Here is a 19,055-nt window from a genome sequence, read left to right as displayed (position 1 = left end):
ACAGGATGGCGGGGAGGGCACGGAGGCAATTTGGAGCTGTAGGAGCGAACGCGCTTGCCTTTATTTTCGGAGTTCTCCCGCTAACTGGTCCTACCATTCAAGAACTCCGAAAATAACAGCAACCGGAAGTCCCAAATTCGCCGCAGTGCCAGCCCCGCCCCACCTGTACGTCTTTCGTTCAGTCTATGAGGAGGCCGCATTTCATGCGTGTTTTTATGGATGATTACCGGTCCGCGCCGGCCGGTTTTGTATTGGCCCGTACGACCGAAGAGTGTCTGCTGCTGCTCAGAGAGTGTGAGGTGGACGTGCTGTCGCTTGATTATGAAATGGGCTGGGACAGCCCAAGCGGCGGAGATGTGGCGGCGGCAATCGTTAGAGAAGGCCTGTTCCCGAAAGAAATTTATTTGCATACGTCAAGCGCTGAAGGCAGACGCCGGATGTATGAAATGCTGTATGCCGCCAAGCCGGAGGGCACCCTAATACACAACGGGCCTAGGGATCCTTTTGCCGAAGCGGGCCGGGAGGGACATACGCCGTGATCGAGCTGGAAGAGCGGGAGCTGCTGGAAGTCATATGGCGTAAAGGAGAAGCGTTGGCCGTGTATCTGCACACCCCTTTGTGCGGAACCTGCCGGGCCGCCCGGCGGATGATTGAAGTGGCGGAGCATCTGCTGCCGCCAGGCACCTTCGTCTCCGGCAATGTCAACGTGCTGCCAACCGTGGTAAAACAGTACAAAATCGCCAGCGTGCCTGCACTTATGGTTTTTGAGCCGGACCGCAAAACACCTCCTGTGATTCATTATGCCATGCGTTCGGTCGACAGTGTCCTGGAATACGTTAGAGAGGGGGCGCGGTTATGATCGATTTGCAGGAGATCAGCTTCCGGCGCGGGGAGCGGCAGATTCTGGAGGGGATCAACCTCCGGATCAACCCGGGCGAACAATGGGTGCTTCTTGGCCGCAACGGTTCGGGCAAAACAACGCTGCTGGAGCTGATTACCGGCTACCAGTTTCCGAGCTCGGGGACGGTAAACGTGCTGGGACAACAGTACGGACAATGCGATATAAGAGAGGTGCGCCGGTCCATCGGCTATATCAGCCAGTCATTGCTGGAAAAATTGACGTTGCGCGATCCCGTCTGGGAGGTGGTGGCAACCGGTTTGTACGGTTTTTTGCGGTTCTATCAGGAGATTCCGGAAGAAGCCAAAGCCCAGGCTTATGCCCGTCTGGACGCGATGAAGCTTGTCCGGCTTGCGGAGCAGCCGCTTGGCGCTCTTTCTCAAGGGGAACGCAAAAAAATTCTGCTGGCCCGTGCGCTCATGGCCAACCCCCGGCTGCTGATTATGGACGAACCATGTTCCGGGTTGGATCTGTATGAACGGGAACGCCTGTTGGAGGAACTGGGACAGCTGGACCGCAGCAAAATCACACTGATCTACGTAACGCACCATGTGGAAGAAATTGTGCCGGTTTTTACCCATGCCGCCTTGATTCAGGAAGGCAGGCTGCTGGGCAGCGGCCTTAAAAGTGAGATGGTGACCGCGGAGAGGCTGTCGGCTGTGTACGGACTGCCTGTACAAGTGCAATGGGCGGACAGCCGTCCTTGGATTACACTGAACAATGGAGGAATTACGCTTTGAATGATTTGAACCATGACGCCCCCGAGGGGGAAGGACAGCCGGAGTCCGGATTTTCCCGGTTTATCTGTACGGCCAATCACGGATTTGCCCCGTACGCGCAGGAGGAGCTTCGGCGGATGTTCGGCGCGGTGAAAAGCACGGTGCTGGAATCCGGGGAGGTATTTTTGGCTTCGCTGCAAGCCGGAAGGGCAGAAGCGGTGGCGCGGATATCGGCGGAGCGGCCGATTTTTCTGAGGCATCTGCTGCCCGTGGAGTTCCAGGACGAAGGCAATTTAGCCGGGCTGGGGCGCCTCGCCGTCTATTTGAGCCGGAGGGCGGAGCTTGAGGGCGAACGGATCGCGCTGCAGGTCCGCAAAAGCACAAAGGCGTTCTGGACGGAAAGCCCCGGCGAGCTGAGAGAGTGGCTGCAGGGCGAATTAGACGGGCTGGGCGCGGATTTTAGCGTACAGCAGCCGGAGTGGACCATTTCCGTTTATGTGACGGAATCGGCTGTTTATGCAGGGGTTTCCCGGCCGAAGGACAATTTGTCCGATTGGAGCGGCGGAGCGATCCGTTTTCGTAAAGAAGACGGGCAGATCTCAAGGGCGAAGTTCAAGCTGATGGAAGCGGAAAAAGAATTCGGCATTCCGTTTGACTCGTTCCGCCGTGCGCTTGATATCGGGGCCGCGCCTGGCGGATGGACCTCTTTTTTGCTGGAAAAAGGGCTGCAGGTGACGGCGGTTGATCCCGCCAAAATGCATGAATCCCTGGTTGGGCACCCGGCTCTGCGTATTATGCGGAAAAACGCGGGCGAGGTAAAGTTCGGCGATGCCGAGTTTGACCTGCTTGTCTGTGATATGAGCTGGAGTCCGAAGCTGATGGCCAAGCTGGTGACCGGACTGCTCTACAGTCTGGCGCCGGGAGGAACGGCGGTGGTGACGGTGAAGCTGATGCACAAAAAGCCGATGGCGCTCATCAAGGAGATCACCGGTATTTTTGAAGCAAACCGGATGCAGATTCAGCGGGCCAAACAGCTGTTTCACAACCGCGATGAAATTACGCTGTACATGATCAAATATTAATCGTTATAATCAAGTTATTGATACAGGAAAGCATCCTGATTTTGGGCTCCGGTTATGTCCGGGGTTTGAGATCGGGGTGCTTTTTTTATTGGTATAACGCCCTAGAACCGTTAAGGAGGATTGCTGAATGGAAATTCCCTTGCTGGACAAAGGAACGCTGCTCGGAGGCAGATACAGGGTTGCAGCCGAGCTTGGCAAAGGCGGGATGAGCCGGGTTTATCTTGCTGACGATCTGCGTCTGCCCGGTCAGCGCTGGGCGGTGAAAATATCGCCGGCTGGCGGGGCGGAAAGGGGTCAGCTGGCTTCCGAAGCGTCGCTGCTGATTGCGCTGCAGCATCCGCGGCTTCCCCGGGTTGTCGATTGGCTGATGCCCGAAGGGGAAGACTGGACCTCCCTGGTGATGGATTATATCCCGGGCGACACGCTGGAGCAATTGTATCGGCGCACAGGAGAAGCGGCGGGAGCAACAGAACTGGTAAACGTAGCCGAAGCCGTGCTGGATATACTCACGTATCTGCATTCCCGCCAGCCCCCAGTCGTGTACCGGGATGTAAAGCCGTCTAATCTCATGATCGATGCTGATGGAACAATCAAGCTGATCGACTTCGGGATCGCCCGGAGCTACCATCCAAATGGAAGCGGCGACACCACCCGGCTCGGGACCGTCGGTTTCGCCGCGCCCGAAAGCTACACGGGCAACAGCGATCCGAGATCGGACCTGTACGGGCTGGGCGCGCTGCTGCTCAGTCTGGCCACCAGAGGGGCGTTCACCGAATGGGGAAGAGGAGCGGAACGGGCCCTGCATGGCGTGCTGCCTGCCGCCCTGACAGGCTTTATCCGCCGGCTGCTCAGGAAAAATCCCGGTGACCGATATGCTTCAGCTTCCGACGCGCTGCGTTGTCTAAGGGAGCTGAAGCCGAATGCGGCCGGCGAAGAGTCTGGCGGCCGCGTGGTTAGGTCGTCGGTAACAGCGGCTCCTAATCAATCAGCGTGTAAACCTTCACGGCAAATTTCCGGATCTACCGGAGGAAAGGTCGGCGTTGAGGGTGCAGAAGCGTTTAATATTGGCGGCCGGATTAGTATCCATGACGGAATTAGTATTAATGGCGGGAAAAACAGGGGAAAAAGAGCGGGGAGCTTTGACCCAAAGCGGACCGCCGTCGTCGCTTTTTTGGGGGCGGCGCCAGGGCTTGGTACGACGTCGGCTTCACTGGCCGCCGCCCGTTATCTGTCGGGGCTCGGTCCGGCGGTCTGGGTGGAGCTGAACCCTGCCGCTTCGGCATACCGCCGGCTGCGCGGTCTCTCCGGAGCGCCCGAGACGCCCGGACCGGACGGAGAAGCGGTATTCCGGCTCGGCGGTTTCGACTGCGCCAGACGGACGGACCGGCCGTACACCGAGTTTTACGCCGGTCTGCTGGCGGGTTACCGCTGGGCCATCTTTGACTTGGGATCCCGAATCGGCGCTGCTAGCGTACAGGGGATTGTGGCTGCGGCGGAGGTATCCGTGCTGATCGCCTCAGGTGCGGACTGGCGGCTGGAAGAGACGGTGCGGTGCGCCCGGGAATTTGGACGGTATACGGAGAACCTGGTTGTCGCCCTGCCGCTTGCAGGGAAGGAAACGGCTGGCCTTGTTCAATCGATGACCGAGGTGCGGGTACATGGGCTTCCTTGCGTCTCTGAACCGCTGGAATCCAACCTGGATCAGCGGATCTGGGAGGCGCTTTTGCTGCCCCTGCTGAATGGACCGGCTGTGCGAAACCCATAAATGGTTACTTTTTTAGGAGGCTGTGCAGACTGAACCACCGTGCTAAAAAAATGGAGGCCGGCAGGGGGATAGGAATTGAAGGAGCGAAGTAAATACGTTATTTAGATGCTCTCTTTGCCGTTTGCAGCAGTGCGCTTTTACAGCCCCGCCACTTAGTACACACAATGACCACTTTTAAGTTTCAGATAGGCCTCTCCCTATGCTAAAATAAACCGGTGTACACCAAAGGATCGAATACCTTTAATGGGATGAATCATTTATATGATCAGTTATTACAGCGCGGGGGCGTCACCCCCGCTTTTTCTCATGAAAGAGGAGGGTTTGGATGGGACAAGCGGCGGACAAGGACAAGGACAAGGACAAGGACAAGGATAACGGCGAACAGGTACGGCATTCCCAGGGCAGCGGCGCTGGACAATCAGGACACACTGAGAAAATCCGGAGCAACGAACATACACGGCAAAACGAGCATACCGGACAACTTCAGCCCTCCTCTAAACAGGGAAACGGCCGCTACTCCAGACAGATTCGCTTTCATCCTTTTGGCCGGGAGGGCCAGGCGGCATTATCCGCTTCCGCTGTGCTGGTGGTTGGAGCTGGAGCGCTTGGCACCGGGATTGCCGAAACGCTGGTTCGCGGCGGTGTGGGGAGGCTTGTGCTGTGCGACCGGGACTACGTGGAATGGAGCAATTTGCAGCGCCAGCAGCTGTACAGCGAGGAGGATGCAAGAGACCGGACGCCAAAGGCGGCAGCGGCAGCGGTTAGGCTTAGGGCGATTAACTCGGAGGTTGCCATCGAGACGCATATTATGGACGCCCGGGCGGAAGAGTTGGAAGCGCTGCTGGACGGAATTGATCTGATGATGGACGCAACGGACAATTTCGATACCCGGCTGATCATTAACGATCTGGCGCAAAAGCACGGGATCCCCTGGATTTATGGCGCCTGTGTCGGCAGTTACGGAGTGACCTATACGATTTTACCCGGCGAGACCCCCTGCTTGAACTGCCTCATGGGCACTGTGCCGCTTGGGGGCGATACCTGCGATACGGCGGGCATTCTTCCGCAGACCGTGCAAATGGTGGTTGCAAACCAGACCATGGAGGCGTTTAAGCTGCTTGCCGGTAAACGGGAGGCACTGCGGAAGCGGCTGCTCATGTTTGACGTGTGGCGCAATGAGTACCAGGAAATCGGCGTCCAAAATGCCCGCAAACAAGATTGCCCGTCCTGCGGAGCCGCTCCGAGTTATCCCTATCTGTCCGCGGCAAATGCCGAACGGACCGAGGTGCTGTGCGGACGCGACACGGTGCAGATCCGTCCGCCAAAGCGGGAGCGGATCAACTTGGAAGCGGCGGCGCAGCGCTTGAAGCAGCTTGGCGACGGCACAGTGGAAGTCAATCCGTTTCTGCTGTCATTGAACACGGGTACGCTTCGGCTGGTTGTGTTTGCCGACGGCAGGGCGCTTGTGCACGGCACAAACGACACGGCTGCGGCAAGAAGCTTTTATCACAGGTATTTCGGATAACTGAACAGGCAAACGGTTAAGTTGTTGTTTTAAACAGGTGAACGGGATGAAATACGAAAACAGGGCCATCCATTAAACGGATGGCCCTGATCATTTGAGGGAACCCTATAGCCGGCTGCCGGGCGCAAGTGGGCGCATGGCACACAGTAGTACACAGTACAGTACACGCAGTACTTAGTACACAGTACTCAGCACAAAGTGCACTGTACACAGCACAGTATGATGCGAAACGGCGGGGTTTTGCGATATGATGGAGCGTATTTTGTGGCTGCTGCCCGAAATGGGCGAGCAGCCGGGGAACCGCGCGGCCGGACTAAAGGCCGCCGAGGCTGCAGCCAGCCGGCTGGCGGAAGAAGCCGGCTGGGCAACCGACTACTGCGCCCGCCCGGAGGAACTCCGGGAACGGCTGCAGGAAGGTGCGTACCGCCTGCTGGCAGCGGAGCTGTCGCCGCCGGGAACGGAGCGCCGGCGCGCGGAAGAGCGGTGGTTATGGGCGGCGGTAGACAGCATCCGTTCCGGCGGCAGCGTGCTGCCGCTGCTAGTCGTCACGCCTGAGGGGCAGGCGGACGATGCCGCGCGGCTGCTTGAACGAGGCGCCAACGATTATGTACGCGCACCTGCAGACCCTCGGGAATTGAGGGCCCGCATTGCAAACTTGCTTGCTTTGTCGTCTGCCAGGCGCGGATCCGGCGGCCGCCTTGAGGTTGACGGATTGGTTGTTGACCCGGGACGCCGCCAAATCTGGAGAGACGGCCGGCTGCTTGCGCTCACCCCAAAGGAGTTCGAGCTGCTGCATTATTTAATGCTGCATGCCGGCGAGGTCTGCGGAAGAGAGGAAATCTTGCGCAATGTGTGGGGGTTTCATTTTCATGCGGGGACCAATGTCGTGGACGTATTTATCCGCCACCTTCGTCTGAAAGTGGATAAAGGGGTCCGGCCTAAGCTGATCCAGACGGTCCGCGGGGCGGGGTACATGCTGAAGCTTCCCGGCTCCGATCCCGCGGAGTAACCGGAAGCTTTACTTCCGGCCGCAAGTTTTAAGTTGTCTATAGAAGTACGCGTTACTACAGGACGCGGCGTGCTTTCAGATACGTTCTTTTCCAGTTGCCCGCATTAAGATTGGACAGCGTTACGCCTGGAGAACCGTACGTGTGCAGAATTTTGCCGTTACCTGCGTATACAGCCACGTGGGTTACGTTTTTGCCATTCGCCCGGCTGCCGCTAGAGAAGAAGACCAGGTCGCCAACGCGAAGATTCGATTTGGAGACGGCTTTGCCGACTTTAGCTTGGGCCGCGGAAGTGCGCGGCAGGGTTTTGCCGTATTTTTTAAAGATATATTTTGTAAAGGAAGAGCAGTCGAAGTAGCGGGTAGTCGAAGTCGACGCGCCGAACTTGTATGGTGTGCCCATAAATTTTTTGCCGTAGTTAACGATTTGCTGGCCTTTGCTTACTGCGCTCGCCGATGCCGCGGCTACCGGGGTTGCTCCTACGCCGCTGGCCATAAGACCCGAGAAACCGACCGAGGTCAAAAGTCCAAGAATAACTGCTTTGCGAATCCATTGCTTGTTCATGGTGTGTACCTCCAAAGTTGTGTTTGTCTTGTCCGCTTCCCGAGTATAGCAGGTTGAATTTGGCCTAATTATTGGCAGGGATGCGTCAATCCCGGGCGGCGGCAGGCTTTGAAGGCTTTTATTAAAATCCGATTAAAAGTTACAAAAAATTAAGATTTACAAGAAAATCAGCCCTGAAAAAAAGAAAAAACCCTTGATATATCAAGGGTTTTCCACATTTACAAATTTGAATCACCGGTTACAAAACTGTATTCAATGACCGGCGCGGTTTTGCTTTTTCCTGAGTCCAAGCTCGCTCCTTTAATCCTTGCTTTGGATAATCAGGAGCAGTCCGCTCCGGATCGAGACTGTCCCGCTTTCGCCCAGCAGGCGGTTGCTGACAGCCAGTGATTGTCCGAGCCGGAGTGTGGCGTCATTCAGCGGATATTGAAATCCCTCCAGCGTAATTCCGGTAACCTCCGGCGTCAGCGGAAGCAGCGAGACGTAGGTGTAGCCCAAATCCCGCACCACTGCTTGGGAGCCCGTGAGCATGATGTAATTGTTGCAGTCTTTAATGAAGCAGAGAACCTGGCGCTCCAGCGCCCGCTTCAGCATTTGCACACTAGCTAAAGTCTGGTCAAGCCGGGTGCCTGTAACGCCCAGCATTAAAATCTCTTCCGGTTCACGTTCAAGCGCCATATCTAGCGCCAATTCGCTGTCCGTTAAATCCTTGTCCACCGCATCGCAGGCGATGACTCTGCCGCTTGCTGCTGTAATTTCACCCAGCGTCTCCGCGGGAACCGAATCAAAGTCGCCAAGCGAAATATCGGGGCGGATGCCGTGTCTGACGAGGAATAGTGCTCCGTGATCGGCTCCGATAATGTAATCGTCCGGCCGAAGCAGACCCAGGTCGCCCGGGTCCAAATTACCGCCCGAAAAGATGACGACACGTTTGGATAGCATAAGCATCCCCTTTTTCTATAGTAGTGACTCGCTCAATTTACAAAACCAAGTATAGTCCACTTTGGATTCGTTGTACAATTTGGCTGGACAAGCTAAAATAGAAAAGACGCGCAATTTCTATAAAAAGATGCGTACCAGATAGGAGGTGTGAAGTTGATTAACGTGCTGTTTGTATGCCTGGGCAATATCTGCCGCTCCCCCATGGCCGAAGCAGTGCTTCGCAGCAAGATCGCAATAGCCGGGCTGCAGGACAAAATCACCGTCGATTCTGCGGGGACAGGGAATTGGCATATCGGCAAACCGCCGCATGAGGGAACCCGGAGAATGCTGGACCAGTACGGGATTGACTACGCGGGGATGACCGCCAGACAAATTCAGCCCGAGGATTTCGGCAGCTTCGATTACATTGTGTGCATGGACCAATCGAACGGGGAGAATGTGCGCAAGCTGCGCGGCGGCGATCAGGCAGAGCTGCTGTTTTTTATGGATTTGCTGCCGGATGCGGAACTGCGCGAAGTGCCGGATCCGTACTTCACCGGAAATTTCGAACAGACCTACGAGCTGATTGAAGCGGGCTGTACGGCGCTTTTGGACCGGATTCAGCGGGATCTGGGGTGAGGAGCAGGGCGGAAGGCCCGGCTCCGCAAGGCGATGTAAGCGTGATCATCTATTCCGGTGATAGCGCCCCAAGTTGTTCACTTTTGGAGGCTATCAAATCCCAATCAGCGGGTAAAGAAATAGAGGAGCGATTCGGGCAGTTCCTTTTGCCAAAATCCCCACAGATGGCGGCCGTCTTTCTCTCTATAGGAAACAGTAGCGCCGAGTTCTTTTAGCATCCGGGCTGTTTCACGGTTCATTTCGACAAAATCATAAACGCCGGTGTCCGTCTGATATTCCGTTTCCTGCAGGCCGACAACCATATTGATGTCAAGCCAGGACAAGTCGGTTTCCCGGGTCAGCCATTCTCTGGATTCCGGATAAAAAGCGCCCGACAAGCTCAGCACCCGGCGGAACAAGGCGGGGTAGCGGAGAGCCAGATGCAGCGAAACGCTGCCGCCCAAGGAGTCGCCTGCGAGGATCCGCTCGTCCGGTGTCCGGCGCACCGCATATTTTTCTTCTACATAGGGAACAATTTCTTCGGCATAGCAGGAAAGGTAACGGTCAAAACGGCCGCCAAACGGCGCGTATTCGCTCGTCCGCTTGGAGACATCGACTTCGACACCAACGATGATAAACGGTTCAACATCTTCCTCCAGGATCAGCTGCCCGGCAAGCGTGGCGATCCGGCCGAAATTGAAGAATTCTTCGCCGTCCTGACAGTAGACAACAGGGTAACTCAGAATTTCATTATAGCCGGGAGGGAGGTAGATGCGGAGCTTGCGGTGTTCCTGAAGATGTTCACTCCAGATCGTTTCCTTAACTATCGTGCGTTTGTACAGCGAATCGCTCATGATAGACACACGCCTTTCTTGTCGAATTTTTGCATCCGCCGGCGGGATGGAGTAAGATAGGAGTTGCGGACTTGTTCACGTGCCTGTCAAAGTTACAAGCATCTGTTATATAATTTACAACTACCTGTTATACATACAAAATTTATGGGATCATAAATTTTATGCCGTTTTCTTTGACGAATGGACCGAAACAGGTGTATAATAATTCTATAACAGAGGCAGCTGATATTCAAATATTTTTGTTGAGGTGAAGATAATGAGTAAAGTTCCTTATGAAGTGTATACAGAGGACGTCGAAGCGCTTTCGGTGCTCTCGCCGGACGGCGAGGTTATCAATAAGGATAAATTGCCCAAGCTTACCGATGACCAATTGAAAGAAATTGCTTACCGTATGATTTTCACCCGTACTTGGGACGACCGTGCGGTTAACCTGGGCCGTCAAGGCCGCCTCGGTTTCTATGCTCCCGTATCCGGACAAGAAGCAACGATGGTCGGCAGCGAATTCGCGCTGGAGAAAGAAGATTTTATCTGCCCCGGTTATCGTGATATTCCCCAGCTGGTATGGCACGGCCTGCCGCTGTATCAAGCGTTCCTGTATTCCCGCGGCCATCAGCACGGCGGCGAGATTCCTGAGGGCGTTAATGTTATGCCTCCGCAAATTATTATCGGCGCTCAAATTCTGCATGCTGTCGGTATCGGCATGGGCTTCAAGCTGAAGCAGCAGAAGAACGTTGTAATTACTTACACAGGTGACGGCGGTTCCTCCGAAGGCGACTTCTACGAAGGCATGAACTTTGCCGGACGTTTCAAACTGCCTGTCATTTTCTTCGTTCAGAACAATGGATATGCCATTACGACTCCTTTCTCAAAACAAACCGCAGCCAAATCGATTGCGCATAAAGCAGTTGCCGTTGGCATCCCGGGCATCAAAGTGGACGGCATGGACGTATTTGCGGTCATCCGCGCGGTGCAGGAAGCTGCCGAACGCGCCCGCAACGGCGAAGGCGCAACGCTGATCGAAGCGGTTACTTACCGTTTCCGTCCGCACTCTCTTTCTGACGACGCCAGCAAATACCGGACGAAAGAAGAAGAAGGACAATGGAACGAGAAAGACCCGATCGCCCGCGTGGTCAAGTACCTGGAGAAAAAAGGCCTGTGGACTGATGAAGACACGCAGCGCGTAAAAGACGAGGCGAAGGCGAAAGTGGCCGAGGAGATCAAGAAAGCGGAGAAAACCGAAAAAATGACGGTTCCCGGCCTGATCGACAGCATGTTCGAACATACGCCTAAGCATCTTCAAGAACAAAAAGCGGATTTTGAATAAGGGGGAGAAGTAGCAATGGCACAAATGAATATGAAAGAAGCGATCCGCGACGCGATGCGCGTCGAACTTAAGCGTGACCCGAGCGTGCTGGTCTTCGGTGAAGACGTCGGCAACGTCGGCGGCGTATTCCGCGCTACGGAAGGACTGCAAAAAGAATTTGGCGAAGACCGCGTATTCGATACGCCGCTTGCCGAGTCCGCCATCGGCGGCCTGGCTGTAGGTCTGGGCATCCAGGGCTTTCGGCCGATCGCCGAGATCCAGTTTGTCGGCTTTATCTTCGAAGCGCTTGACCAAATGGCTGTGCAAGCCGCTCGTCTGCGCTACCGCACAGGCGGCAAATATACAGCTCCGATCGTATTCCGCACGCCTTTCGGCGGCGGCGTAAAAGCGGCTGAGCTGCACACCGACGCTCTGGAAGGCCTGCTTGCGCAGACTCCCGGCATCAAGGTGGTTGTTCCTTCCAATCCGTATGACGCCAAAGGCCTGTTGATTGCGGCCATCCGCGAGAACGATCCGGTCTTCTTTATGGAGCACCTGAACTTATACCATGCATTCCGCGCCGAAGTGCCGGAAGGCGACTATACGGTTGAGATCGGCAAAGCGAACATCGTTCGCGAAGGCTCCGACGTGACGATCATCGCTTACGGCATGATGGTTCACACCGCAACCAAAGCAGCCGACGAGCTTGCTAAAGAAGGCATCAAAGCGGAGATCATCGACCTGCGTACCGTCAGCCCGATCGACATCGACACGATTGTGGAATCCGTGAAGAAAACCAATCGTGCCATCGTCGTGCAGGAAGCACAGAAGAGCTCCGGCGTTGCCGCCGAAGTTATTGCGCAGATCAATGAAAAAGCAATTCTGCACCTGGAAGCGCCAGTGCTCCGCATCGCGGGTCCGGATACCGTGTATCCGTTCGCGCAAATCGAAGACACATGGCTGCCGACTCCGGCCCGTATCATCGCCGGCGTCAAGAAAGTGCTGGAATTCTAAGATTGTTCGGCTGGCCGAAGGCCCGGGTGACCGGGCCCGGCTTTCATTTAACAGAGGAGGGTTTCGATCGTGGCGAAGTATAATTATCCATTCCCCGAGCTTGGCGAAGGTCTGCATGAAGGCGAAATCGTCAAAATGCACATCAAAGCCGGCGACAAAGTAACCGACGAAGATATCATCATGGAAGTGCAGAACGACAAGGCGGTAGTTGAAGTTCCTTGTCCGGTTAACGGCACGGTGCTGGAAGTGTTTGCAAAAGACGGCGATGTATTCCGCGTGGGACAAACCGTTGCGGTAATCGACGCCGAAGGCGACATTCCGGAAAATGAAGGCGGCCATGCGGCCGACCAAGGCGCTCAAGAGGCCGACGCGGCCAAAGGCAGCGCTGACACTACATCTTCCCCGGCAGCATCTTCTCCTGCCGCTTCCAATGTATACAAATATCCGTTCCCTGAGCTTGGCGAAGGTCTGCATGAAGGCGAAATCGTTAAAATGCACATCAAAGCCGGCGACAAAGTAACCGACGAAGACATCATCATGGAAGTGCAGAACGATAAAGCCGTTGTGGAAGTGCCTTGCCCGGTTAACGGCACGGTGCTGGAAGTATTCGCAAAAGACGGCGACGTATTCCGCGTAGGCCAGACGGTAGCTACTATTGCGGCCGAAGGCGACATTCCGGAGCAGGAAGGCGGCCATGCGGCTGACCAAAGCGCTCAGGAAGCGGATGCGGCCAAAGGCAGCGCGAATACGGCTCCTGCCGCTGCGGGTTCTGTTCCGGCTCCAAACCGCGACATCCTGGCAACTCCTGCTGTCCGCAAATTTGCCCGCGACAACAATGTCGATCTGGCAAACGTAAACGGAACAGGCAAAAACGGCAAGATCAGCCGCGAAGACGTGGAAGCCTTCATGAAAGGCGGCAGCGCGGCAGCAGCTCCTGCGGCTGCACAAGCAGCAGCGCCTGCTGCGGCTGAAGCTCCAAAAGCCAAAGACAAAGCGCCAGCAGCTGCACCTGCAGCCGCCGCCGCAGGTCTGGAAGAAGAGCGCGTACCGTTCAAAGGTATCCGTAAAGCGATTTCGAACGCGATGGTTAAATCGGCCTACACAGCGCCGCACGTTACCATCATGGACGAAGTTGATGTTACCGAACTGGTGGCCTTCCGTACCCGCATGAAGCCGGTTGCCGAGAAGAAGGGCGTCAAAGTTACGTACCTGCCGTTCATCGTTAAGGCGCTTGTTGCGGCCAGCCGCCAGTTCCCGGCGCTGAACGCCATGATCGACGAAGAAGCCAACGAAATCGTCTACAAGAAGTACTACAACATCGGTATCGCTACTGACACCGACAACGGTCTGATTGTTCCGGTGATCAAGGATGCCGACCGTAAGAGCATCTGGATGATCGCTGACAGCATCCGCGACCTTGCGGCACGCGGCCGTGACGGCAAACTGAGCCCGAACGAGATGAGAGGCAGCACGATCTCCATCACCAACATCGGTTCGGCCGGCGGTATGTTCTTTACGCCGATCATCAACTACCCGGAAGTAGCCATTCTAGGAACCGGCCGCATCAGCGAGAAACCGGTTGTGAAGAACGGCGAAATCGTAGCCGCTCCGGTAATGGCCCTGTCCCTCAGCTTCGACCACCGTCTGATCGACGGAGCAACAGCACAAAACTTTATGAATTACATTAAATCGCTGCTCGCTAATCCCGAGCTGCTGGTTATGGAGGTGTAACATATGGTAGTGGGAGACGCTTCACTCGATATTGATACATTGGTCATTGGTGCAGGTCCTGGCGGATATGTGGCGGCAATTCGTGCCGCCCAGCTCGGACAAAAAGTTCTCATCGTAGATAAATCCGAAGTCGGCGGCGTATGTTTGAACCGCGGCTGTATCCCTTCCAAAGCGCTGATCTCGGCGGCTCACCAATATGAGTCCGCCAAGCACGGCGAAGCGTTTGGCGTAACCGCCGAGAACGTGAAGGTTGACTTCAGCAAGACACAGGAATTCAAGAACAGCGTTGTCAAGAAACTGACCGGCGGCGTAGCCGGCCTGCTCAAAGGCAACAAAGTGGAAGTGTTCAACGGCGAATGCATGTTCATCAGCGAAACGGAAGCACGGGTATTTAACGACCACGAGTCCCCGCGTTACCGGTTCAAGAACTGCATCATCGCGACGGGCTCCCGCCCGATCGAACTGAAGCCGTTCCCGTTTGGCGGACGCATTTTGTCCTCGACTGAAGCCCTGGAGCTGCCTGAAATTCCGAAAAGCATGATCGTGATCGGCGGCGGCTACATCGGCGCCGAGCTGGGCCAAATGTACTCCAAGTTTGGCACAAAAGTAACGATCATCGAAGGCATGGATACGGTTCTGCCTGGTTTTGACAAAGACATGACCCGTCTTGTTGCTAAAAACATGAACAAAACCGGCATCGAAATCGTTACGAACGCAAAAGCGGAAAGTGCCGTACAAAACGACAAAGAAGTTACGGTAAAATACTCCGTAAACGGCGAGTCCAAAGAAGTAACTGCTGAATACCTGCTGGTTACGGTTGGACGCCGCCCGAATACGGACGGTGAACTGGGCCTCGACCTGATCGGTATCGAGCTTGACGAGCGCGGACTGATCAAAGTCGACCACCAAGGCCGCACCAATATCCCGCACATCTTCGCCATTGGCGACGTGGTGCCGGGTCTGGCGCTGGCTCACAAAGCGTCCTACGAAGGTAAAGTCGCTGCCGAAGCGATTGCCGGACACAAATCCGTGGTGGACTACAAAGTCATCCCGGCCGTGGTCTTCACTGATCCGGAATGCTCCAGCGTCGGCCTGACCGAAAGCGAAGCGAAGGAAAAGGGCTACAAAGTCAAAGCCGGCAAGTTCCCGCTTGCAGGCAACGGACGCGCCTTGTCCCTGAACAACGCGGAAGGTTTTATCAAGATTGTGGCGAACGCCGACAACAACCTTGTGCTTGGCTGCCAAATCGTAGGTATCGAAGCTTCCAACCTGATCGCCGAGCTTGGACTTGCGATCGAAATGGGCGCTACGCTTGAAGATATCTCCTTGACCATCCACGCTCACCCGACTCTGGGCGAAGTGGTTATGGAAGCTGCGGAACTGGTGGAAGGACACCCGATCCACGTTCTGTCCCGTTAATCCGCGGAGATCTTTTCCATAGTATAGAGACGGAAGCCGTTCCTTCGGGATGCGGCTTCCTTTTTTATTCTCCGGCGCATGCCAAGTTATCTCTGCTGCAATTTGTACCGCCGATTCTGCAGGAGAGGATAGTATTTTTTTGCCCGCTGAATTCGTTTACATCGATGAAACCCGCCGAATTTCTACAGTTTTACAGGGACAATTGATGTGAGCTCATGGTAAACTATTAAAAAGATAAAGAAACAGAAGGAGCGCTGCAACTTGCGGAAATATTTGGACCTTCTCCAGGATGTTCTGGACAACGGGACGGCAAAAAGCGACCGCACGGGAACGGGCACGCTGTCCGTATTTGGACGTCAGCTGCGGTTTGACCTTGCCGAAGGCTTCCCGCTATTAACCACCAAGCGCATTCACTTGAAATCTGTAATTCACGAGCTGCTGTGGTTTCTTAAAGGGGAGACGAATATCTCCTATTTGAAGGAAAACGGTGTGACGATCTGGGATGAATGGGCGGACGAGAACGGCGAGCTTGGTCCCGTATACGGCTCGCAGTGGCGGGCCTGGGAGAGTGCGGACGGCCGCCGGATTGACCAGATCGCGGAAGTGATTGAATCGATCCGCAACAACCCGGACTCCCGGAGACATATCGTCAGTGCCTGGAATGTAGGTGAAATCGATCAGATGAAGCTGCCGCCGTGCCATTTTGTGTTTCAATTTTATGTCGCTGGCGGCAAATTGTCCTGCATGCTTACGATGCGGTCGGTGGATACCTTTCTGGGACTGCCCTTTAATATTGCCAGCTATGCGCTGCTGACGCATATGGTGGCCCAGCAGTGCGATCTGGAACCGGGCGAGTTTATCTGGTCCGGCGGCGATGTCCATATTTATTCGAACCATCTCGAACAGGTGAAGACTCAGCTTGCGCGGGAGCCTTATGAGCTGCCGAAGCTTAACATCCGCCGTAAACCGGAAAGTATCTTTGATTATACGTTTGATGATTTCGAATTTATCGATTACCGGCATCATCCGGCGATCAAAGCGCCAGTAGCCATTTAACGGCTGCCGGCATTTTTTGGCCGGACATTGACGCATCAGTTTGCAAGTATACACTCCCGCAAGGCGGCAGCCGCTGTTTGCGGGGCACGCAAGTATCACGAAGCAGGAGGCTGGCGAATCATGAGCATTTCGATGATTTGGGCAATGGACCGCAATCACTTAATCGGCAAAAATAACCAGCTCCCTTGGCGCATTCCGCGCGACACCGCATTTTTTATTGAGAAAACGCGGGACAAAACCGTGCTGATGGGCCGCAAAACCTGGGAGTCGCTGGGCAGCAAACCGCTGAAAGACCGGCGTAATGTCGTCCTTACCCGGGACCGCCAGTTTACGTGTGAGGGGTGTACGGTGGTGCATACCTTGGAGGATGCATTACAACTTGACGAAGGTAAGGAAGAGCTGATGGTCATTGGTGGTGCGGAGATCTACAAATTGATGCTCCCTTATGCCGATCAGCTGATCATCACCTGGATTGACGCCGAGTTTGAAGGAGATGCGTATTTTCCCGAAATTCCATGGGAAGAGTGGAAGGAAGTTTCCAGCATTCCCGGCATTCGTGACGAAAAGAACCCGTACGATTACCGTTTTGCTTACTATGAACGTACGGACAGTTAATAGAAATGTTTGAAATAAGCAGGCCATCGACTCAATCGCTTACACTCACATTCCATGTGAATTAGTGCAAATAATCTTCCGGATAGTCCATTTATGTATAAAAGTTTGGAATGCTACTATTATTTAAATAAAATTAAAAATAATAGGGTCGCGCCAGGCGGCACAGCAGAAGAGAAGAGAAACGGATGGGGGAACGATAGATGTCTACACCGACTGGTTTTATGGAGTATAAACGCCAAATCCCGGGCGACCGTGATCCGGCGCAGCGGGTGAAGGATTGGGAAGAATTTCATCATCGCTTGTCCGAGGAAGAGCTGCGCACGCAGGGTGCAAGATGTATGGACTGCGGAACCCCGTATTGTCACACGGGAATCGACATGGCGGGAGGCACTTCGGGCTGTCCGGTACACAACCTGATTCCGGAATGGAACAACCTTGTATACCGCGGGCTGTGGAAAGAAGCGCTGGAGCGCCTGCATAAGACAAACAACTTCCCGGAATTTACGGGCAGCATCTGTCCCGCTCCGTGCGAAGGCTCCTGTACCGTGGGACTGATCGGCCAGCCGGTGACGATCAAGACGATCGAGCTGGCAATTATCGATAAAGGATTTGAGGAAGGCTGGGTTGTGCCGCAGCCGCCGGAGAAACGGACCGGCAAGACGGTAGCTATCGTCGGCTCGGGACCGGCAGGACTTGCCGCTGCCGCTCAGCTGAACAAGGCAGGCCATTCGGTAACAGTGTACGAACGTGCCGACCGGATCGGCGGTCTGCTGACCTACGGTATCCCGACGATGAAGCTGGACAAAGGCGTGGTGCAGCGGCGTGTGGACCTGCTGGCGGCGGAAGGCGTAACGTTTGTTACCAACACCGAAATCGGCAAGGATATTCCGGCCGAGCAGCTGGTGGAAGAGTTTGATGCCGTAGTGCTGTGCGGCGGAGCAACCAAAGCCCGCCAGTTCAACGTGGAGGGCAGCGAACTGAATGGCGTGATGTACGCGATGGATTATCTTACCGGCACCATCAAAAGCTACCTGGATTCGGGGCTGCAGGACGGCAACTACATCTCTGCGGAAGGCAAAGATGTTGTCGTTCTTGGCGGCGGGGATACGGGTTCGGACTGCGTAGCGACCGCGCTGCGTCACGGCTGCCGCAGCATCACCCAATTCGGCACGCATGACAAAGCGCCGCTGGAGCGCGATCCGATTGCGAACCCCTGGCCGCAGTTCCCGAATGTCTATACGCTCGATTATGCGCAGGAAGAAGCCAAAGCGGTATTCGGCGATGACCCGCGCGAATTTTCGATCATGACTACCAAATTTGTAGGCGATGAGAACGGCAACCTGAAAGAACTGCACACGGTCAACATCCGCCGGATGGTGGACGAAACCGGACGCAAAATCTACCAGCCTATCCCTGGAACGGAAGCTGTTTATCCGGCCCAGCTTGCGCTGATCGCTATCGGTTTTGACGGACCGGAACAGGATCTGGTACAGCAGCTTAAGCTGGATACAGACCGCCGTTCGAATGTTAAAGCACGTTACGGCAAATTCAATACTAACGTGGACAAAGTATTTGCCGCTGGCGATATGCGCCGCGGACAAAGCCTTGTTGTGTGGGCAATTAACGAAGGACGGGAAGCGGCCCGCGAGGTCGACAAGTTTTTGATGGGTTCTTCTGTACTGGCATAACGGTAACCGGCAACGATTGCATCCGCTCGCCCGATGGTGGCTGGAACCAATCATTTATTTAGCGAAGAGTTGACAACACCCGCCGCGATCCTGTACAGTATGTTTCAAATCCAAGCAAGCATCGGCTTTCATCAAGGAATCGGTGTTCCGATAAGGCGTGTGAACAGAGAGAGTTTCCCGGTAGGCTGAGAGGAACTCGTACACCCTGAACCGCCGTCCCGCCTTGTAGCTGCATCAGTGAGTCGAAGACCGGAAGGAGCGCGAAGGTATGAATCC

18 protein-coding genes are annotated in these 19,055 nt (G+C 55.1%); 15 read left to right on the top strand and 3 right to left on the bottom strand.

Features of this window, described 5'->3' with window-relative positions; translation table 11 throughout:
• Nucleotides 1-203 precede the first annotated feature (203 nt).
• From ACE6ED_RS12675 to ACE6ED_RS12645, 7 genes are all read left to right on the top strand, one after another.
• Entirely contained in the window at nt 204-539 is a 336-nt protein-coding gene (locus tag ACE6ED_RS12675) for a cyclic-phosphate processing receiver domain-containing protein (protein ID WP_410827525.1), read from the top strand.
• Nucleotides 536-859 (top strand): thioredoxin family protein, encoded by a 324-nt coding sequence (locus ACE6ED_RS12670; protein WP_410827524.1) that lies wholly within the window; start codon nt 536-538, stop codon nt 857-859. The genes ACE6ED_RS12675 and ACE6ED_RS12670 overlap by 4 nt, the downstream gene beginning before the upstream one ends.
• Nucleotides 856-1,638: an ABC transporter ATP-binding protein gene (locus tag ACE6ED_RS12665; protein WP_410827523.1), complete on the top strand. Its 783-nt coding sequence runs from the start codon at nt 856-858 to the stop codon at nt 1,636-1,638. Before ACE6ED_RS12670 ends, ACE6ED_RS12665 begins: the two co-directional genes overlap by 4 nt.
• Entirely contained in the window at nt 1,635-2,699 is a 1,065-nt protein-coding gene (locus tag ACE6ED_RS12660; RefSeq protein ID WP_410827522.1) for an SAM-dependent methyltransferase, read from the top strand. Before ACE6ED_RS12665 ends, ACE6ED_RS12660 begins: the two co-directional genes overlap by 4 nt.
• 127 nt (nt 2,700-2,826) lie before the next feature.
• Nucleotides 2,827-4,464 (top strand): serine/threonine protein kinase, encoded by a 1,638-nt coding sequence (locus tag ACE6ED_RS12655; protein ID WP_410827521.1) that lies wholly within the window; start codon nt 2,827-2,829, stop codon nt 4,462-4,464.
• Nucleotides 4,465-4,789: 325 nt separating this feature from the next.
• Nucleotides 4,790-5,989 carry a ThiF family adenylyltransferase gene (locus ACE6ED_RS12650; RefSeq protein ID WP_410827520.1) on the top strand — a complete coding sequence of 400 codons (1,200 nt, stop codon included), beginning with the start codon at nt 4,790-4,792 and terminating at the stop codon, nt 5,987-5,989.
• 247 nt (nt 5,990-6,236) lie between these two features.
• Nucleotides 6,237-6,998, top strand: a complete 762-nt coding sequence (locus ACE6ED_RS12645) for a response regulator transcription factor (RefSeq protein ID WP_410827519.1) — start codon at nt 6,237-6,239, stop codon at nt 6,996-6,998.
• Between the two features lie 55 nt (nt 6,999-7,053).
• On the opposite strand, the gene ACE6ED_RS12640 is transcribed toward ACE6ED_RS12645, so the two are convergent.
• Nucleotides 7,054-7,491 (bottom strand): C40 family peptidase, encoded by a 438-nt coding sequence (locus tag ACE6ED_RS12640; protein ID WP_410827534.1) that lies wholly within the window; start codon nt 7,489-7,491, stop codon nt 7,054-7,056.
• Between the two features lie 369 nt (nt 7,492-7,860).
• Entirely contained in the window at nt 7,861-8,502 is a 642-nt protein-coding gene (locus ACE6ED_RS12635; protein WP_410827518.1) for a thiamine diphosphokinase, read from the bottom strand.
• Nucleotides 8,503-8,655: 153 nt separating this feature from the next.
• Here ACE6ED_RS12635 and ACE6ED_RS12630 point away from each other — a divergent pair, with 153 nt between their 5' ends.
• Nucleotides 8,656-9,120, top strand: coding sequence for a low molecular weight protein-tyrosine-phosphatase (locus tag ACE6ED_RS12630; protein ID WP_410827517.1), 465 nt, complete (start codon nt 8,656-8,658; stop codon nt 9,118-9,120).
• A 104-nt stretch (nt 9,121-9,224) separates the two neighbouring features.
• On the opposite strand, the gene ACE6ED_RS12625 is transcribed toward ACE6ED_RS12630, so the two are convergent.
• Entirely contained in the window at nt 9,225-9,953 is a 729-nt protein-coding gene (locus ACE6ED_RS12625) for an alpha/beta hydrolase (protein WP_410827516.1), read from the bottom strand.
• 256 nt (nt 9,954-10,209) lie between these two features.
• Here ACE6ED_RS12625 and pdhA point away from each other — a divergent pair, with 256 nt between their 5' ends.
• From pdhA to ACE6ED_RS12590, 7 genes are all read left to right on the top strand, one after another.
• Nucleotides 10,210-11,277 carry a pyruvate dehydrogenase (acetyl-transferring) E1 component subunit alpha gene (pdhA, locus tag ACE6ED_RS12620; RefSeq protein ID WP_410827515.1) on the top strand — a complete coding sequence of 356 codons (1,068 nt, stop codon included), beginning with the start codon at nt 10,210-10,212 and terminating at the stop codon, nt 11,275-11,277.
• Between the two features lie 15 nt (nt 11,278-11,292).
• On the top strand, nt 11,293-12,270 hold the full coding sequence (locus ACE6ED_RS12615; RefSeq protein WP_410827514.1) for an alpha-ketoacid dehydrogenase subunit beta: 978 nt from the start codon (nt 11,293-11,295) through the stop codon (nt 12,268-12,270).
• A gap of 69 nt (nt 12,271-12,339) precedes the next feature.
• Complete coding sequence (locus ACE6ED_RS12610) at nt 12,340-14,001, top strand: 2-oxo acid dehydrogenase subunit E2 (RefSeq protein WP_410827513.1); 1,662 nt, start codon at nt 12,340-12,342, stop codon at nt 13,999-14,001.
• 3 nt (nt 14,002-14,004) lie between these two features.
• Nucleotides 14,005-15,420, top strand: a complete 1,416-nt coding sequence (gene lpdA / locus ACE6ED_RS12605) for a dihydrolipoyl dehydrogenase (protein WP_410827512.1) — start codon at nt 14,005-14,007, stop codon at nt 15,418-15,420.
• A gap of 261 nt (nt 15,421-15,681) precedes the next feature.
• Entirely contained in the window at nt 15,682-16,476 is a 795-nt protein-coding gene (gene thyA, locus ACE6ED_RS12600) for a thymidylate synthase (protein WP_410827511.1), read from the top strand.
• Nucleotides 16,477-16,596: 120 nt separating this feature from the next.
• Nucleotides 16,597-17,091, top strand: a complete 495-nt coding sequence (locus ACE6ED_RS12595) for a dihydrofolate reductase (protein ID WP_410827510.1) — start codon at nt 16,597-16,599, stop codon at nt 17,089-17,091.
• 200 nt (nt 17,092-17,291) lie between these two features.
• A complete protein-coding gene (locus ACE6ED_RS12590; RefSeq protein WP_410827509.1) occupies nt 17,292-18,779 on the top strand; it encodes a glutamate synthase subunit beta in 1,488 nt (495 codons plus the stop codon).
• Nucleotides 18,780-19,055: the final 276 nt, after the last annotated feature.

It is taken from the genome of Paenibacillus nanchangensis, from assembly GCF_046543445.1.
GTDB lineage: Bacteria > Bacillota > Bacilli > Paenibacillales > Paenibacillaceae > Paenibacillus_AQ > Paenibacillus_AQ nanchangensis.
Note: the sequence above shows the minus strand (reverse complement) of the source record. Positions and strands in the feature narration are given on the sequence as shown.

Coding starts and splice junctions, on each gene's coding strand:
- pdhA (WP_410827515.1), top strand. CDS start 10,210: ATGAGTAAAGTTCCTTATGAAGTGTATACAGAGGACGTCGAAGCGCTT.
- ACE6ED_RS12615 (WP_410827514.1), top strand. CDS start 11,293: ATGGCACAAATGAATATGAAAGAAGCGATCCGCGACGCGATGCGCGTC.
- ACE6ED_RS12650 (WP_410827520.1), top strand. CDS start 4,790: ATGGGACAAGCGGCGGACAAGGACAAGGACAAGGACAAGGACAAGGAT.
- ACE6ED_RS12645 (WP_410827519.1), top strand. CDS start 6,237: ATGATGGAGCGTATTTTGTGGCTGCTGCCCGAAATGGGCGAGCAGCCG.
- ACE6ED_RS12625 (WP_410827516.1), bottom strand. CDS start 9,953: ATGAGCGATTCGCTGTACAAACGCACGATAGTTAAGGAAACGATCTGG.
- ACE6ED_RS12590 (WP_410827509.1), top strand. CDS start 17,292: ATGTCTACACCGACTGGTTTTATGGAGTATAAACGCCAAATCCCGGGC.
- ACE6ED_RS12665 (WP_410827523.1), top strand. CDS start 856: ATGATCGATTTGCAGGAGATCAGCTTCCGGCGCGGGGAGCGGCAGATT.
- ACE6ED_RS12635 (WP_410827518.1), bottom strand. CDS start 8,502: ATGCTATCCAAACGTGTCGTCATCTTTTCGGGCGGTAATTTGGACCCG.
- ACE6ED_RS12595 (WP_410827510.1), top strand. CDS start 16,597: ATGAGCATTTCGATGATTTGGGCAATGGACCGCAATCACTTAATCGGC.
- lpdA (WP_410827512.1), top strand. CDS start 14,005: ATGGTAGTGGGAGACGCTTCACTCGATATTGATACATTGGTCATTGGT.
- ACE6ED_RS12675 (WP_410827525.1), top strand. CDS start 204: ATGCGTGTTTTTATGGATGATTACCGGTCCGCGCCGGCCGGTTTTGTA.
- ACE6ED_RS12655 (WP_410827521.1), top strand. CDS start 2,827: ATGGAAATTCCCTTGCTGGACAAAGGAACGCTGCTCGGAGGCAGATAC.
- ACE6ED_RS12640 (WP_410827534.1), bottom strand. CDS start 7,491: ATGGCCAGCGGCGTAGGAGCAACCCCGGTAGCCGCGGCATCGGCGAGC.